15 protein-coding genes are annotated in these 15,219 nt (G+C 69.0%); 7 read left to right on the top strand and 8 right to left on the bottom strand.

Annotated features, from left to right (window positions below):
- The first annotated feature begins 83 nt into the window (after nucleotides 1-83).
- Nucleotides 84-1,019 carry an ABC transporter permease gene (locus AC3A3H_RS04225; RefSeq protein WP_487613292.1) on the top strand — a complete coding sequence of 312 codons (936 nt, stop codon included), beginning with the start codon at nucleotides 84-86 and terminating at the stop codon, nucleotides 1,017-1,019.
- A gap of 9 nt (nucleotides 1,020-1,028) precedes the next feature.
- Entirely contained in the window at nucleotides 1,029-2,252 is a 1,224-nt protein-coding gene (locus AC3A3H_RS04220; RefSeq protein ID WP_487613306.1) for an ABC transporter ATP-binding protein, read from the top strand.
- Between the two features lie 34 nt (nucleotides 2,253-2,286).
- On the opposite strand, the gene AC3A3H_RS04215 is transcribed toward AC3A3H_RS04220, so the two are convergent.
- Both AC3A3H_RS04215 and AC3A3H_RS04210 read right to left on the bottom strand, forming a co-directional pair.
- Nucleotides 2,287-3,270 carry an NAD-dependent epimerase/dehydratase family protein gene (locus AC3A3H_RS04215; RefSeq protein ID WP_487613291.1) on the bottom strand — a complete coding sequence of 328 codons (984 nt, stop codon included), beginning with the start codon at nucleotides 3,268-3,270 and terminating at the stop codon, nucleotides 2,287-2,289.
- Nucleotides 3,224-4,189, bottom strand: coding sequence for a glycosyltransferase domain-containing protein (locus AC3A3H_RS04210; RefSeq protein WP_487613290.1), 966 nt, complete (start codon nucleotides 4,187-4,189; stop codon nucleotides 3,224-3,226). The genes AC3A3H_RS04215 and AC3A3H_RS04210 overlap by 47 nt, the downstream gene beginning before the upstream one ends.
- A 90-nt stretch (nucleotides 4,190-4,279) precedes the next feature.
- On the opposite strand from AC3A3H_RS04210, the gene AC3A3H_RS04205 reads away from it, so the two are divergent.
- Nucleotides 4,280-5,155, top strand: coding sequence for a hypothetical protein (locus AC3A3H_RS04205; protein WP_487613289.1), 876 nt, complete (start codon nucleotides 4,280-4,282; stop codon nucleotides 5,153-5,155).
- Between the two features lie 21 nt (nucleotides 5,156-5,176).
- On the opposite strand, the gene AC3A3H_RS04200 is transcribed toward AC3A3H_RS04205, so the two are convergent.
- Genes AC3A3H_RS04200 through AC3A3H_RS04190 form a run of 3 tightly spaced genes read right to left on the bottom strand, consistent with a single transcriptional unit; the run spans nucleotide 5,177 to nucleotide 8,304 of the window.
- Nucleotides 5,177-6,160, bottom strand: coding sequence for a glycosyltransferase family 2 protein (locus AC3A3H_RS04200; RefSeq protein WP_487613288.1), 984 nt, complete (start codon nucleotides 6,158-6,160; stop codon nucleotides 5,177-5,179).
- On the bottom strand, nucleotides 6,153-7,079 hold the full coding sequence (locus AC3A3H_RS04195) for an NAD-dependent epimerase/dehydratase family protein (RefSeq protein WP_487613287.1): 927 nt from the start codon (nucleotides 7,077-7,079) through the stop codon (nucleotides 6,153-6,155). The genes AC3A3H_RS04200 and AC3A3H_RS04195 overlap by 8 nt, the downstream gene beginning before the upstream one ends.
- Nucleotides 7,072-8,304: a rhamnosyltransferase WsaF family glycosyltransferase gene (locus tag AC3A3H_RS04190; protein WP_487613286.1), complete on the bottom strand. Its 1,233-nt coding sequence runs from the start codon at nucleotides 8,302-8,304 to the stop codon at nucleotides 7,072-7,074. The genes AC3A3H_RS04195 and AC3A3H_RS04190 overlap by 8 nt, the downstream gene beginning before the upstream one ends.
- Nucleotides 8,305-8,488: 184 nt before the next feature.
- Here AC3A3H_RS04190 and AC3A3H_RS04185 point away from each other — a divergent pair, with 184 nt between their 5' ends.
- Nucleotides 8,489-9,343 (top strand): glycosyltransferase family 2 protein, encoded by an 855-nt coding sequence (locus tag AC3A3H_RS04185; protein ID WP_487613285.1) that lies wholly within the window; start codon nucleotides 8,489-8,491, stop codon nucleotides 9,341-9,343.
- Between the two features lie 45 nt (nucleotides 9,344-9,388).
- On the opposite strand, the gene rfbA is transcribed toward AC3A3H_RS04185, so the two are convergent.
- Both rfbA and AC3A3H_RS04175 read right to left on the bottom strand, forming a co-directional pair.
- Nucleotides 9,389-10,252, bottom strand: coding sequence for a glucose-1-phosphate thymidylyltransferase RfbA (gene rfbA / locus AC3A3H_RS04180; protein WP_487613284.1), 864 nt, complete (start codon nucleotides 10,250-10,252; stop codon nucleotides 9,389-9,391).
- A gap of 16 nt (nucleotides 10,253-10,268) precedes the next feature.
- Complete coding sequence (locus AC3A3H_RS04175; protein ID WP_487613283.1) at nucleotides 10,269-10,874, bottom strand: dTDP-4-dehydrorhamnose 3,5-epimerase family protein; 606 nt, start codon at nucleotides 10,872-10,874, stop codon at nucleotides 10,269-10,271.
- 72 nt (nucleotides 10,875-10,946) lie between these two features.
- On the opposite strand from AC3A3H_RS04175, the gene rfbB reads away from it, so the two are divergent.
- The 3 genes from rfbB to AC3A3H_RS04160 are packed head-to-tail and all read left to right on the top strand — an operon-like array spanning nucleotide 10,947 to nucleotide 13,943.
- Nucleotides 10,947-11,936: a dTDP-glucose 4,6-dehydratase gene (rfbB, locus tag AC3A3H_RS04170; RefSeq protein WP_487613282.1), complete on the top strand. Its 990-nt coding sequence runs from the start codon at nucleotides 10,947-10,949 to the stop codon at nucleotides 11,934-11,936.
- Nucleotides 11,936-12,823, top strand: a complete 888-nt coding sequence (gene rfbD / locus AC3A3H_RS04165; protein ID WP_487613281.1) for a dTDP-4-dehydrorhamnose reductase — start codon at nucleotides 11,936-11,938, stop codon at nucleotides 12,821-12,823. The genes rfbB and rfbD overlap by 1 nt, the downstream gene beginning before the upstream one ends.
- Complete coding sequence (locus AC3A3H_RS04160) at nucleotides 12,795-13,943, top strand: glycosyltransferase family 4 protein (protein ID WP_487613280.1); 1,149 nt, start codon at nucleotides 12,795-12,797, stop codon at nucleotides 13,941-13,943. The genes rfbD and AC3A3H_RS04160 overlap by 29 nt, the downstream gene beginning before the upstream one ends.
- Before the next feature lie 18 nt (nucleotides 13,944-13,961).
- Here AC3A3H_RS04160 and AC3A3H_RS04155 read toward each other — a convergent pair whose 3' ends face one another.
- The gene (locus tag AC3A3H_RS04155; protein WP_487613279.1) at nucleotides 13,962-15,185 is read right to left on the bottom strand and encodes an acyltransferase family protein; all 1,224 of its coding nucleotides are present in this window, start codon (nucleotides 15,183-15,185) and stop codon (nucleotides 13,962-13,964) included.
- Nucleotides 15,186-15,219 lie beyond the last annotated feature (34 nt).

The following is a 15,219-nucleotide window of genomic DNA, read 5'->3' as shown; positions in this document are numbered from 1 at the left end:
ACTCCCGGGCGGGGCGGCGTTAGACTCTCTAGATGCTCCGGGCGCCTGCCCGTCCCCTATCCCGTCCCATCCGAGGTACAGCAATGACAACACCGGTCGATGCGGGCGCACGCGCCGCCGTCATCGAGTCCCTCCCGATGGAGCACGTCGGCCAGCGGTCCGGCTTCATCCGCGGCACGGGGCGTTCCCTGGGCGACGTGTGGGCTCATCGCGAGCTGCTCGGGCTGCTGATCCGCAGGGAGTTGAAGGCCCGTTACAAGGACAGCTCGCTCGGGATCGTCTGGAGTCTGTTCCGGCCGCTCGCGCAGCTCCTCATCTACTACTTCGCCATCGGCCAGGTGCTCGGCGCCGCGCGCGGCACTCCCGACTTCGCGATCTTCGTCTTCATCGGCCTCACGATGTGGGGACTCTTCGCCGAGATCGTGACCGGCAGCACCACGGCCATCCTCGCCAACTCGGGGCTCGTCAAGAAGGTCTACCTGCCCCGGGAGATCTTCCCGTTGAGCGCGATCGGCGGCGCCCTCTTCAACTTCCTGGTGCAGCTCGTCGTGCTCACCATCGCGATCTTCCTGCTCGCCACCGTCCCGTTCGCCTGGAATCTCAATGTCTTCCTCGCGCCGCTCGCCGTCGTCACCCTCGTGCTGTTCGCCACCGCGATCGGCCTCTTCCTCTCCGCGGTGAACGTCTACCTGCGCGACACGCAGCACCTCGTGGAGATCGCGATCGTCATCCTGTTCTGGGCGTCGCCGATCGTCTACTCCTTCACCTACGTGCACAAGCTCCTGCAGGGCAACTGGGTCGAGCAGCTCTACCTGGCCAACCCGGTGACCATCGCGGTCATCGGCATGCAGAAGGCGCTCTGGGCGGCGGGGAGCGCCTCGGAAGGGGCGCTCACGCAGACCTGGCCCGACCACCTGTTCCTCCGGCTCCTGATCACCCTCCTGGTCAGCGTCGTCCTCCTCTGGCTCTCCCAGCGGATCTTCTCCCGCCTGCAGGGCAACTTCGCTCAGGAGCTGTGACCGATGACCATGCCCTCCCTCGTCTCCGTCTCCGGCGTCTCCAAGCGCTTCGTCCTGCACAAGGAGAAGTCGCTGAAGGAGCGCCTCGTCAACTTCGGCGCCTCCCGCAGGCACAAGGACGACTTCTGGGCGCTGCGCGACATCGACCTCGAGATCCCGGTCGGCAGCACGGTCGGGCTCGTCGGGCACAACGGGTCCGGCAAGAGCACGCTGCTCAAAGTGGTCGGCGGCATCATCCAGCCGACCAGCGGCTCGGTGACCCGTCGCGGGCGTATGGCGGCCCTCCTGGAGCTCGGCGCCGGGTTCCACCCCGACCTCACAGGACGCGAGAACGTCTACCTCAACGCGGCGATCCTCGGCCTCAGCCGCAAGGAGACTGACAAGTACTTCGACGAGATCGTCGACTTCTCCGGCATCGAGTCGTTCATCGACACCCAGGTGAAGTTCTACAGCTCCGGCATGTATGTGCGCCTGGCGTTCGCCGTCGCCGTGCACGTCGACCCCGACCTGCTGCTCGTCGACGAGGTCCTCGCCGTCGGCGACGAACCGTTCCAACGCAAGTGCATGGACAAGATCGAGGAGTTCCAGCGCGAGGGCCGCACGATCGTCCTCGTCAGCCACTCGGCCGAGCAGGTCGGGCGGCTGTGCGACCGCGTGGTAGTCCTCAACCACGGCAACCAGATCTTCGACGGCGATCCGGCCGACGGCCTCCGGGTGCTCCGGTTCGGCTTCGAGCAGGAGCGTCTCGAGCACGACCGCACGCACGCGGGCGGCGAGCCCGTGCTCCCGCCGGCGCGGATCGCGGGCATCGACGTCGAGACCGCCACCACCGACGAGGACCGGGTCATCGTCAAGGCCGCAGGGGACCTCGTCCTCCGCTACCGGTACGAACTCACGACGCCCCAGCCTCCGCTGGTCGCCGGGATCGCGATCGAGACCTCGACCGGTCAGCCGGTCTACGGCGTCAACACCAAGGTGCTGGAACTCGAGCTCCCCACGACGCCCGGCGAGCACAGCGTGAAGTTCGCGTTCCCGAACCACACGCTCGGCTCGGGCAACTACATCGTGCGCGGCAGCCTCGAGGAAGTCACCGGACGCTCGCTCGACCGGCTCAACCCTGCTGCGACATTCGAGGTGGACGAGCCGCAGTACGGCTCCGGCCTCATCCGGCTCGACGTCCAGGCAGCAGTGGACGACGTCGCCGCCGTGGAGGAGCCGGCCGCCGAGCTCTGACCGGCCGACCGTCGGCGTCGGCCGCTGGCACCCGTCAACGGAGCCCGCGGACCCACTCCCACTGGCGCTCAAGCCCCTCGCGCAGCGAGACGCGGGGGGTCCAACCGAGCGCGTCTCTGGCGAGCTCGCTCGACCCGCCGGTGCGGAACACGTCGCCGCGCACCGTCGGCTCGTAGCGGACATCGACCGTCCCGCCGGTGACCTCGCCGATGACCGCGAGCACCTGGTTCACGGAGACGCTCGACCCGCCGGAGAGGTTCATCACCCGGGGCGACGGACCGTCGGCCTCCATAGCCGCGATCATCGCCGCGACGATGTCGCCGACATAGGTGAAGTCGCGGATCTGCTCGCCGTCGCCGAAGACGTGGATCGGCTCCCCTGCCGAGACCGCGCCGAGAAAGCGCGTGAACGCCATGTCGGGACGCTGGCCCGGTCCGTAGACCGTGAAGAAGCGCAGCGCGACCGTGTCGAGCGCGTAGTTGGCCCGGTAGAGGTGGACGAGATGCTCACCGGCGAGCTTCGTGACCCCGTACGGGCTGTGCGGCGCCGGCAGGGTGTCCTCGGTCGTCGGGTAGCTCTCGGCCTGTCCGTACACCGACGACGACGACGCGTAGACGAGCCGGACGCCCGGCGCCCCCTTGAGCGCCTCGAGGAGACGCTGCGTGGCCGTGACGTTGGCGTGCGTGTACGCGCCGAACTGGTCACCCCAGGAGCCGCGCACGCCGGGCTGGCCGGCGAGGTGGGCGATTGCGTCGACCCGGTAGGAGAGCAGGGTCTCCGTGTCGATGTCCGCGAGGTCCGCCTCGATGAAACGGAACCGCGGACTGTCGAAGGCGTCGACATTGGCGCGCTTGATGGCCGGGTCGTAGTACGGCGTCAGCGAGTCGACGCCGACGACCTCATCGCCGCGCTCCAGCAGCGTCCGGACGAGATTGCTCCCGATGAATCCGGCTGCGCCGGTGACGAGGACCCTAATCGGTCGGCCTTCCTGCTCTGATGCGGCGGATCTTGCCGCCAACGACACGGATCGGCTTGGACACGCGCCAGGAGAAGCTGCTGAGCACCCGCTCGAACCGCTGCTCGGCACGAGCAGCGCGCGCGTCGGCCTCCGCCAATTCTAGCTCCGCCGCCCTGACGCGTTCGTCGGCCGCCTCGGCGCCCGCGATGAGGTCGTCCGCACGCTTGCGCTCCAGCCGCACCTCGCGCTCCAGGCGCGCGACCTCCGCCAGCAGCGGCCCCGTCCGCCTCCCGGTGACCACGCTCTGGGCCGCGCGCCGTTTGACGTCGACGGGCCAGCGGTGCCACTCGGAGACGTTGTTGTCGTCGCCCACCACGTGCGGCTCGACCGCGCCGAGAGAGAACGCGACGTTGGCCGAGAGCTGGTCCCGCCGGGAGTAGCGCAGGACATGGTCGAACCAGATCCGCATCGTCGCCGCGACCTCGGAGGTGCGGCGTCGCGCCAGCATCCCGTTCCAGTAGGGCTGCTCGAGAAGCACGTCCGGGTAGGCCTCCGCGTAGTGGAGGAGCTGCTCGTTCACCCGCGCCGCGTCGTCGTAGTTGAGCCGCACGATCTCGTCGAACTCGTCGATGACGCGCTCCCGGAAGCTGTGCCGGTGCAGCGAGAAGTCGGCGTCGTCCAGCCAGGTGTCGAGGATGTCCTCGGGGGTTGCCTCCAGGTGCACGGAGTTGTCGATGTAGAGCGTCTCGTCGTAGCCGTCCAGCGCAGGATGACCGAGGATCTTGAAATACCGCTGGCTGCGCACCAGGTCGAACGGGAAGGGCAGCTCCACCTTCACGATCGTCCAGGTGTCGCTCACCAGGTCGTCGCGGTCGGTCAGGCAGATGAACGGCACGTCGCTCGCCGGGGCGACGGACTGTTCGCTGAGCTCCTCGTAGTCGCCCAGCAGGGCGGTGTAGACGGCACGGGGCGTCGTCATCGATCCTCTTTCCATGGATGGCTCGCCTGCATCCTCGTCGACGCGCGGCTCGCAAGTCCCGACAACTCTACCCGGGATAGGATCGTCCTCATGCTCCGGTCCACGCTGGACGTGCACTTCGTGTACGCGCCGACTTTCGCCGACTCGGGGTCGACGGTCATGCGCGGCCACCAGCTCTCCCGGATCGCGGAGGGCGCCCTCGGCCGGCGAGCACGCGTCCGCTACAGCCCGCTCGACGCCGACTTCCGCCGCTCCACTCTTTTCCTCACCAAAGGGGCGCTCCGCGTCGCCACCGCCGAACGGCTCGCCGCGCTCAAGGCGGCGGGCAATCGGCTCCTCTTCGACGTGGTGGACGAGGCGCCTCCGCCCACGAGCGGTTTGGCGGACGCCATCGTCGCGGCCTCCCTCACCGCCTTCATCGACCTGCAGCGAGACCACCCGACCCGCGAGGTCGTCCTCGTGAACCACCACGTGGACCCCCGGCTGGATGCCGCGGCGCGCACTCCTCCGGCCGACCGGTTGCGCGCGGGCTACTTCGGCGAGCTGGTCAACGCGGTGCTCACGCCGCGGATCGAAGAGACGGTGACGCCGGTCCTCGTCGACACCTCGACGCAGGACCCGGCCTGGCTCGGCCGCCTCCCCGAATTCAACCTGCACTACGCGGTGCGGCAGTTCCGCGGCGCCGACCTCCACAAACCGTTCCTCAAAGGGTTCACGGCCGCGCACACGGGCTGCAACATCCTGATCCAGCGATCCCAGGCGGAGGCCGTGCTCTGGCTCGGCGACGACTACCCCTACCTGATCGACGGCGAGCCGGAGGAACAGACGATCCTCGACGCCCTCGCCCACGTGCGCGAGGACTTCGGGTCGCCGGAATGGGAGCGCGGGCTCGACGTCATGCGCGGGATTCGGGAGCGGACCAGCGTCGCCCGGATCGGTCGCGAGCTCGCACGCGCCCTGCTCTGATGGCCTGAACGACCGGCAGCGTCAGGCGCGCTTACGGGAGTGCTCGAGCGACTTCGCGCGCACCGCATCCTTGTCGGTGATGTCGACGAGCGTCGAATCGCGGTAGCTGCGCCACTTGACCACCTGGTACGCGGGGTTGACGACGAGCCAGAAGGCCTTGCGTTTCCAGGAGAAGTCGCCGTCGCGCAGGATCCGGAGGGTGTCCCCCACGATCCCGCGGGCGGTGAGCCTCGCCTGCTGCGGCCGCGACATCGGCGGGATCGGGAAGCCGATCTCGCGCAGCCCGACGGTCTCGTCGAAGATGCGTCGCTCGTACTCGCCCAGCGTCAGGTCGTTGGAGTGCTCCACGGCCGCGCGCGCAGCGTAGGCCTTGGAGAATCCGGCGTCGAGCAGATCACGGCCGAAGAGCTGGTCCTCGGCGTAGCGCACGTCGCGGTAGGGCACGATGTCGGTCAAGAAGAGCCTGCGAGCCGCCGAATTCACGTCCGAGTAGAACGCCATCGCCCCGAGCACCCCTTCGTCCTTCGCGAAGTCGTCCTTGTAGAACACGGTCGTGCCGAAGTCGGGCCCGAAGCCGGCGAACACGCCGCGGATCTCGTACTTCAACAGCGGGAAGCAGCCGGGGCGCGGGATCTGCTTCCCCATCACGGCCACGATGCGCTCGTCGATGGCGAACGGCGCCAAGAGCTCGCCGAGCCAGCTCTCCGATGCTGGAACGGCGTCGTGGGTGAGGTACGCGACGATCTCGCCCTTGGCGAGCCGAGCGGCGAGATTGCGGGTGCGGCCGTGCCCGAACTCGCTGTTGGGGATCTGCTCGAGAACGACCTCCGGGAACTCCCGCACGATATCGAGCGTGCTGTCGGTGGAGCCGGAGTCGATCACCAGCACCTCGACGGTCCCCCCGAATTCCTGCCGGCGGATCATCTCGAGGATGCGCCTCAGATAAGTCTCCCCGTTGTAGGTGAGAATGGCGATCGTCACATCGACGGACGGTGAGTCAGTCACGTTCTCTCCGGATCTCCTCGTAGGTCCGCTCGATGCCGGTGTGGAGTCCGACGGACTCCTGCAGTGCCCCGAACTCGCCCGTGTACCGGGCGGTATCCAGCACGACACGGTCGACGAAGGTAGGCGGCGACGGTCGAACGTCCACCTCGAAGTCGACGCCAGTCACGTCGCGGAGGGTCTGAAGGATCTCGGCGACCGACGACCCGGTCCCGCTGCCCATGTTGTACCGGCGATGGCGACCTACCGTCCGCACGAGCGGCAGGATCATCCGCACGAGGTCCTCGACGTAGATGTAGTCGCGCACCATGCTGCCGTCGCCGAACTGCAGGACGGGCTCGCCGCGCGCGATGCGGCGCAGCGCGATCGGGATGAGTCCCTGCTTGCGATTCGGGTGCTGCCGGGTGCCGTACGGGTTCGAGATGCGGAGCACCGTGTAGTCCAGGCCGTGTGTGCGCCGGAAGTACTCCAGGTAGTGCTCGATGGTCAGCTTCCCAATGCCGTAGGGCGACACGGGGAGGGCGCGGTCGGCCTCCGAATACTCCGGTTTCCCCTGGTCGCCGTAGATCGCTCCGCCCGTCGAAGCGTAGAAGACGCGCTCGACGCCGGCGGCGACGCAGCTCTCCAGCAGCTCGACGGTCTGGGCCACGTTCGTGCGGATGTCCAGCGTCGGGTCGCCCGCGGCCGTGGCGGGCGTCGTGGTCGAAAGGAAGTGGAAGACGTAGCGCTGGCCCGCCACGGCGTCGTCGAGGTCGGACCGGTTCAGGAAGTCGCCGGTGATCGGCCGGGCGCGGTCGGTCGTGAACGAGGGTCTGGCCGAGAAGCGGTCGAACGCGGTGACCTGGAGGCCCTCGCGAACGAGTGCGTCGACGAGGTGCGAGCCCAGGAAGCCGTTCGCGCCGATGACGGCGGCGCTATCCACGCATCGCCCTCTCGAACGCCTGGACGAAGGTCGTGCCGGAATCCTCCCAGGTGCTGTCGCCGACCGACTCGGAGGCGATCTTCGCGTACTCCGGTGCGTCCGGGCGATCGATCACTTCGACCAGCTTCGACGCGATGGCGAGCGGCGAAGTGGGGACATACGCGATGTGCTCGTTGTCCGAGACCATCCGGTTGTTCGGCCCGTCGTTCACCACGGGGATCACTCCGCTGGCGAGCAGTTCGAGCGGCAGCAGCGACATGTTCGACAGGGAGAGGACCAGCCCGGCCGCACAGCGGTTGTAGACCGCGTTCAGCTCGCTGAGTTGGAGGCTGGAGAGGTTCTCGTATTCGAACGGGATCTCCCAGTTCGACACGTCCCAGCCTGCGAGGTTGATCTTCACGTCCGGGCGCTCCTTGGCGAAGTCGGCCAGGGCGATCAGGCCGAACTCGAAGGCGCGACGGGGCGTAACCGGGCGCGCGTAGAAGAAGATCTCATTGCGCCGCTCGGCGTTCTCATAGCGGTAAAGGCTGCGGTCCACCGAGAAGTCGAAGTGGTCGGCTTTCATGCCGTACTCGCGGCGGAGCTTGTCGGCGAGCCAGCCTCCCGCGGTGATCGCGTGGAAGCCGAAGCGATAGGTGTTCTCCGCCAGCAGAGCCTCCGAGCCGAGCGGATAGAACAGCGGCTCGAAGTCCTGGACGAAGTAGAAGCGTCTGGCGTGCGAGGGGTCGAGGAATGCCGGGTAGGCGGTCTCCCACCCGGTCGCGAAGATCGCGTCCGTGCCGTCGGCCACGCCCGCGCTCCTGTCCCACACCCGGATCTCGCCGTCGAGGTGCGGATATGCCTCGGACGAGACGAGCATCTCGCGCACCAGTTTCACATCGACGGCGGCGTCACCGGCGTTGTAGAGGTACACGTCGCAGCGGTGACCCGCCTGCTCGGCGAACTTGATGAAACGGAAGAGGTTCTGGTGGCCGCCGCTCTCCTTGCCGGGAGGCGACATGATCCAGGCGATGCGCGAGGGCCGGTCGGCGACCACGACGGGATCGAGGATGCGCTCGGGCGTCTGCGTCCAGTCGACGGCCGCCGCGTCGGCGAGGTCGACCAGAAGTCGAGCGCGCTGCGGCCCGGTCACCTGACCGACCTTCGACCGGGCGTAGCCGAGGGTCGCGCCGATGCCGTTGTTCTTGACCATCAGGAAGGCAGTGCGGGTCTTCCGCGCGATCACCCGGGGCCCGCGTTCGACGGCTCGAGAGAAAAGCTTGCCCACTGCTGCCACGTCGTCTACTCGTCTTCCTCGTTCTCGATCTCCTGGCCCGGCAGCGCCGAAGCGCCGAAGCGCCGTGCTGCCGTCCGCAATCCTCCCACAGAAGCATGAAAGGGGAATCCAAGCGGCACTGTATGCTCGACGGGTGCCCCGATCCGCCGATGCGACGGCCGTCGTGACCGTCAGCTACAACTCGAGCGGGCAGTTCGACTCCTTCCTCACCAGCCTCCGGCCGGAGTTGAGTCGCGGTCTGCGGGTGCTCATCGCCGACAACGGGTCCGCCGACCTCGACGAGACCCGTCGCATCGCGACGGAGTTCGGGGCCGAGGTCGTGGCGCTCGGCGAGAACCACGGATACGGCGGCGCGATCAACCGCGCGGTCCGGACCCTCCCGGACGACGTCGACGCCGTCCTGGTGAGCAACCCGGACATCGTCATCACCCCCGGCGCCGTCGACATCCTGCGGGAGCGGCTCGACTCCGATCCCCGGATCGCCGCCGTCGGCCCGCGCATCCTCAACGAGGACGGCACGGTGTACCCGTCGGCACGCAGCATCCCCTCGCTGCGCACCGGCATCGGCCACGCTCTGTTCGTGCGGGTGTGGCCGGGCAACCCGTGGACCCGCTCGTACCGCGCCGAGCGCGAGACGGAGGCCCGCGACGTCGGCTGGCTCTCCGGGGCCTGCCTGCTCGTCCGGCGCGAAGCGTTCGAGCGCATCGACGGGTTCGACGAGGGCTACTTCATGTACTTCGAGGACGTCGACCTCGGCTACCGGTTCGGCAAGCACGGCTACCGGAACTGCTACGAACCCGCCGCCTCCGTCATCCACCACGGCGGGCTGTCCACCCGCACCGAGTCGAAGCGGATGCTCTCCGCGCACCACCAGAGCGCGTACCGGTTCCTCTCGAACAAGTACCCAGGCCTGCTCCTCGCACCGGTGCGGCTCGTGCTCCGCGTCGCACTGTCGGTGCGCGCGTGGCTGCTCACCCGCGGCCTGTAGGCCGGCGACGCGCAGTCCGTCCGCTTGCAGGCGGTCTGCGGCGGATCAGCCCTCGATCAGCCGGCGTAGGTACTCTCCGTACCCGCTCTTCACCAGCGGCGCCGCGAGCTCGGCGAGCTGGGCGTCGTCGATCCAGCCCGCCCGCCAGGCGATCTCCTCGACGCAGCCGACCTTGAAGCCCTGCCGATCCTCGATGACACGCACATACTCCGACGCCTGCATCATCGACTCGAACGTGCCGGTGTCGAGCCAGGCGGTGCCGCGATCGAGCACCTGCACCTGGAGCTTGCCCGACTGGAGGTAGCGCTCGTTGACCGTCGAGATCTCCAGCTCGCCGCGCGCGCTGGGCTCGATGGTCTTGGCGATCCCGACCACCGAATTGTCGTAGAAGTACAGACCGGGGACGGCGAACTTGCTCTTCGGCTGAGCCGGCTTCTCCTCGATCGACACCGCGGTGAAGTTGTCGTCGAACTCGACGACGCCGTACGCCTTCGGGTCGCTCACCTGGTAGGCGAAGATCAGGGCGCCGTCGATGTCGTTGTGCTGCCGGAGGGCGGACCCGAGGCCGGTGCCGTGGAAGATGTTGTCGCCGAGCACCAGCGCGACCGACTCGTCGCCGATGAACTCCTCGCCGATGATGAACGCCTGCGCCAGGCCGTCCGGCGAGGGCTGCACGGCGTACTCCAGCCGGATGCCGAGCTGCGAGCCGTCGCCGAAGAGGGCGCGGAACTGCTCGTTGTACTCCGGGGTGGTGATGATGAGGATCTCGTTGATGCCCGCCATCATCAGCGTCGACAGCGGGTAGTACACCATCGGCTTGTCGTAGATGGGCATGAGCTGCTTGGAGATGCCCTTGGTGATGGGCCACAGCCGGGTGCCGGAGCCGCCGGCGAGGATGATTCCGCGCATGAGGGAGTGGTCGTCCTTACTTGTCGTCGAGCGAAGCGTAGAAGGCGCGCGCCGCGTCCCAGGTGGGAAGCAGCCCGCTCTCCTTCGCCTGCAGGAGGCCGGGGGCGTCGGTGTCCTTGGCGGACAGGAGCAGGTCGTCGGCCGGGAGCGGGAACTCGAGGGCGATATCGCCGTCGAGCGGGTTGATCCCGTGCTCACGACCCGGATTGTAGACGTCGGTCACCAGATAGCTCACGGTGGCGTCGTCGGTCAGTGCCACGAAGCAGTGCCCGAGGCCCTCCGCGACGTAGATGGCACGGCGGTCGGTGTCGTCGAGGAGCACCGAGTCCCACTGCCCGAACGTCGGCGAGCCGACGCGGATGTCGATCACGAAGTCGAGCACCCCACCGCGCGGCGCCATGACGTACTTGGCCTGGCTCGGCGGGATGTCGGCGAAGTGAATGCCGCGCACCGAGCCACGCCGCGACACGGACGTGTTGCCCTGCTTGAGGTCGAGCGAGTGGCCGACGGCCTCCTCCAACCGGTCGAACCGGTAGAACTCGAAGAACAGGCCGCGGTCGTCCGCGTGCTGCACCGGGGTGATCTCGTAGGCGTCGGGGATCTTAAGTTCTCGGATCTGCACCCCGGGAGTCTACCAACGCGGCCTCACGGTAGACTCGACGCCGGATACACCGACAGAAAGCAGCCCATCCGCATGAAGATTCTCGTCACCGGTGGCGCCGGGTTCATCGGCTCCAACTTCGTCCGACGCACGCTGCAGGACGCCTACCCGGGTCTGGAGGGCGCCGAGGTCGTCGTCCTCGACGCGCTGACCTACTCGGGCAACCTGGCGAACCTCGCCCCGGTCGCGGCATCCCCGCGCTACACCTTCGTCAAGGGCGACATCCGCGACGGCGGCCTGCTCGACGAGCTGTTCCCGACGATCGACGCCGTGGTGCACTTCGCCGCCGAGTCGCACGTCGACCGCTCGGTGCGCGACGCGTCGATCTTCGTCGAGACGAACGTCCTGGGCACGCAGCAGCTGCTCGACGCCGCGCTGCGGAACAAGGTCGACCGGTTCGTCCACGTCTCCACCGACGAGGTGTACGGCTCGATCGCCGAGGGCTCCTGGGCGGAGGACCGCCCGCTGGAGCCGAACTCGCCGTACTCCGCCTCCAAGGCCGGAAGCGACCTGCTCGCGCGCAGCTATTTCCGCACCCACGGTCTCAACCTCTCGATCACCCGCTGCTCGAACAACTACGGGCCGTACCACTTCCCCGAGAAGGTCATCCCGCTTTTCGTCACCAACCTGATCGACGACAAGCACGTGCCGCTGTACGGCGAGGGCAACAACATCCGCGACTGGCTGCACGTCGACGACCACACCCGCGGCATCGCGATGGTCCTCGTGAACGGCCGCGCGGGCGAGATCTACAACATCGGCGGCGGCACCGAGCTCACCAACACGGAGCTGACCCAGCTGCTGCTTGACGCCACCGGCAAGGACTGGTCGTACGTCGACCGGGTCGCCGACCGCCTCGGCCACGACCTGCGCTACTCCGTCGACATCTCCAAGATCCAGAACGAGCTCGGCTACGAGCCGCTGGTGCCGTTCCAGCAGGGCCTCGCCGACGTCGTGCAGTGGTACCGCGACAATCGCGACTGGTGGGAGCCGCTCAAGGCCCGCGCCGCCCTGGACAACTGATGCGCGTCCTCGTCGCCGGGGCAAACGGCCAGCTCGGTCAGGACCTGCGGAAGGCGCTGGCCGCGCACGGTCACGAGGTGACCGCTCTGGGCCGCGCCGAGCTCGACGTGACCGACCGGGACGCCGTCCTGGTGGCTGCGGCCGGACACGACGCCGTCGTCAACGCGTCCGCGTACACCAAGGTGGACGACGCCGAGACGCACGAGGACGAGGCCTACGCGATCAACGCGCTGGGCACGGAGAACCTCGCCGTCGCCGCCGCAGCGGCCGGCGCGCGTTACGTGACGGTCTCCACCGACTACGTCTTCGACGGCCACGCCGCCGAGCCCTACGCCGAGGACACCCCGCGCGACCCGATCAACGCCTACGGCCGCACCAAGGCGGCCGGCGAGGAGCTGGCGCTCGCTGCGCACCCCGACGGCACCTACGTCGTGCGCACGGCCTGGCTCTACGGCGCGGGCGGCGCGAACTTCGCCCGCACGATGGTGAAGCTCGCCGGCAGCCACGAGACCGTAAGCGTCGTCGCCGACCAGCTCGGCCAGCCGACCTGGACCGGCGACCTCGCCGAGCAGATCGTCGCCCTGCTGGAATCCGACGCCCCCGCAGGGGTCTACCACGGCACGAATTCGGGTCAGGCGAGCTGGTTCGAGTTCGCCAAGGCGGTCTTCAGCGCCGCCGGATTGAACCCTGATAGGGTCACACCGACCGACAGCGCGACGTTCGTCCGTCCCGCACCCCGACCGTCCTATTCCGTGCTCGCGCACGGGGCCTGGGCGAAGGCCGGACTGGCGCCGATGCGGTCGTGGGAGGCCGCCCTGGCAGACGCCGCGCGGCAGGGAGTCCTGGACCTGGAGACGAATGACGACACTCAGCGTGGTGGTCGATGAGCTCATCTCGGCGGAGACCGGCGGAGCCCGGCGCTACACCGAGGAGCTGACCCGTCAGCTGATCGCCACCGCGCCCGCGGGCTGCGACGTGCGCGCGTACGTGTCGAACGTCCCCGACGAGCAGCTCGCCGAGCTGCGTGCCACCCTGCCTGGACTCGCGGACCTGGTGCGGCTTCCGCTCGCCCGCCGCGAGCTCTCGCTGGCCTGGCAGTCGGGCCTCGCCGTGGGCGGTCTCCGCGGCATGGTGCACGCCCCGAGCCTCCTCGCGCCGCTGCGCAAGCACGACAGCGTCAACGACGGCGACCAGATCGCCGTGACCATCCACGACACCCTCGCCTGGACGCATCCCGAGTCGCTCGGGGCCGCCACGGTGCTGTGGACCAAGTCGATGGCCAAGCGCGCCCGCAAGCACGCGGACGCGATCGTCGTGCCGACCCACGCGGTGGCGGACAGCCTCGCCGGGTCGCTGGACTTCGGCGACCGCATCCGGGTCATCGGCGGCGCCCCGGCGACCACGCTGCGGCTCCCGGCCGACGCCGACGAGCGCGCCGCCCGGCTCGGGCTGCCGCCGGTGTACGCGTTCACGCTGGGCTCGATCATGCCGCGCAAGGGCATCGCCCCGCTGATCCGTGCAGTCGCACGTCCGGAGGCGCACGACATCCCGCTGCTCATCGCCGGTCCCGACCGGTACGACGACCGCACCGCGACCGGTGTCGCCGCCGCGGCCGGCCTCCCCGAGGACCGGGTGCGCGCGCTCGGCCGGCTGGACGACGCCGACCTCGCCGTGGTGCTCGACCGGGCGACGCTGTTCGTCTACCCGAGCCTCGCCGAAGGCTTCGGCCTGCCGATCGTGGAGGCCTTCAAGTTCGGCCTCCCGGTCATCCACTCGGACGACCCGGCCCTGGTCGAGGTGGCCGCCGGCGCGAGCCTGGTCGTCGAGCGGCCGGCCTCCGCGGAGGACGACGGCGGTTACAGCGAGCGGCTCGCCGGTGCGATCGGCCGCGTGCTCGACGACGCCGAGCTGCGCGGACGGCTCGGTGTGCTCGCGTCGGACCGGGCGCGGGCGTTCAGCTGGCGCGACTCCGCCGAGCGGGTCTGGCAGCTGCACGCCGACGTCTGACACGCGGCGCACTGGTCGTCAGCCGCGCGTGGAGGCGTTCGCCGGCTCGCGCTCGCGGGTCTCGGCGTCCTCATCGCGGCCGAACCAGGCCTGGTAGCGGGCGGACGCCCACTCCCCGACGGCCTTGGACCAGCCGTGGCTGCGCTTCTCGATCAGCCAACGGAAGGCGACCGCGACCAGCACCGCGAACGGGATGGCGAACAGCAGCGGCACATACCAGGCCTGGCCGGCGAACAGGTAGGTGCTGAACAGGATGATCGGCACGTGCACCAGGTACAGGCTGAAGGAGATGGCGCCGAGGAACTGCAGCGGCCGCGACTCGAACACGATGCGCAGCGGCTTCCAGCCGAGGGCGGCGACCACGAGACCGGCCGCGGCCAGCGGGACGAGCCCCTTCAGCGCCGGGTCGAGCTCGGGGATCTCCCCCACGCCCGGACCGACCAGCCACGGCGCGATGAGCAGCAGCGCGCTGCCGACCGTGAGCCCCGCCCAGAGCGGGTGGCGGAACCAGCGCGTGTTGATCCGGTCGGCGGCGTTGCGGACGACGTCGAGTCGCACCGCGATGACCGCGCCGACGAAGAACGCCGGCAGGTACTCCAGCTCCCCCGACCCGGCGCGGGCGCCCAGCCAGGTGAGGGCGCAGGCCAGCGCCAGGCCGCCGATCCACCACTTGCGCACCGCCAGTGCCGCGATCGCGAACACCGGGAGCAGCAGCGAGAACGCGAGCTCCCAGCGGAGCGACCACAGCGGGTTGTTGATCTGGCCGTCGCCGCCGAGCAGGTCGATCGCCTTGACGATGTACTCCCAGGAGAAGTTCGGGGTCGACGAGCTGCTCAGCCACGTCCCGCTCGGCTGCGGGCTCAGCTGCGGGATGGCGGCGACCCATGCCGCCGCCAGCACGACCGACGCGGCCACCGGGACCATCAGCCGCACCACCCGGCGGGGGAAGTAGGCGACCCAGTCGAAGCCGCGGCGGCGCACGACGGGCAGGGTCACGACGAGCCCCGACAGCACGAAGAACACGATCACGGACTCCACACCGGCGGTCGCGAGCTTGAGCGGCGTGTAGCTGATCCACCACATGGCGGAACCCACCGGGGCGTGGCCGGCGCCGGGAGCGCCGGGGAAATCGGGGTTCGTGTAGAGGGCGTGGTGAAAGAGGACCACGACCGCCGCGAGTCCGCGCAATCCATCGAGCGCTGTCAGGCGTGCACCGTTCTTCGTCACCGTCTTCTCGTCCACGTTTCCACCTGTACCCGCCATAGGCCGGCGACGG

It is taken from the genome of Leifsonia sp. Soil_N53 (assembly GCF_057655165.1).
The sequence above is the reverse complement of the archived record's forward strand: the minus strand, read 5'-3'. Positions and strand labels throughout refer to the sequence as shown.

Bases quoted from the DNA above. Each gene is read 5' to 3' on its own strand.
- rfbA (WP_487613284.1), bottom strand. From the start codon at position 10,252: ATGCGCGGAATCATCCTCGCCGGCGGCTCCGGCACCCGGCTGTGGCCC.
- rfbB (WP_487613282.1), top strand. From the start codon at position 10,947: ATGAAGATTCTCGTCACCGGTGGCGCCGGGTTCATCGGCTCCAACTTC.
- AC3A3H_RS04210 (WP_487613290.1), bottom strand. From the start codon at position 4,189: ATGACGACGCCCCGTGCCGTCTACACCGCCCTGCTGGGCGACTACGAG.
- AC3A3H_RS04160 (WP_487613280.1), top strand. From the start codon at position 12,795: ATGACGACACTCAGCGTGGTGGTCGATGAGCTCATCTCGGCGGAGACC.
- AC3A3H_RS04220 (WP_487613306.1), top strand. From the start codon at position 1,029: ATGCCCTCCCTCGTCTCCGTCTCCGGCGTCTCCAAGCGCTTCGTCCTG.
- AC3A3H_RS04225 (WP_487613292.1), top strand. From the start codon at position 84: ATGACAACACCGGTCGATGCGGGCGCACGCGCCGCCGTCATCGAGTCC.
- AC3A3H_RS04205 (WP_487613289.1), top strand. From the start codon at position 4,280: ATGCTCCGGTCCACGCTGGACGTGCACTTCGTGTACGCGCCGACTTTC.
- rfbD (WP_487613281.1), top strand. From the start codon at position 11,936: ATGCGCGTCCTCGTCGCCGGGGCAAACGGCCAGCTCGGTCAGGACCTG.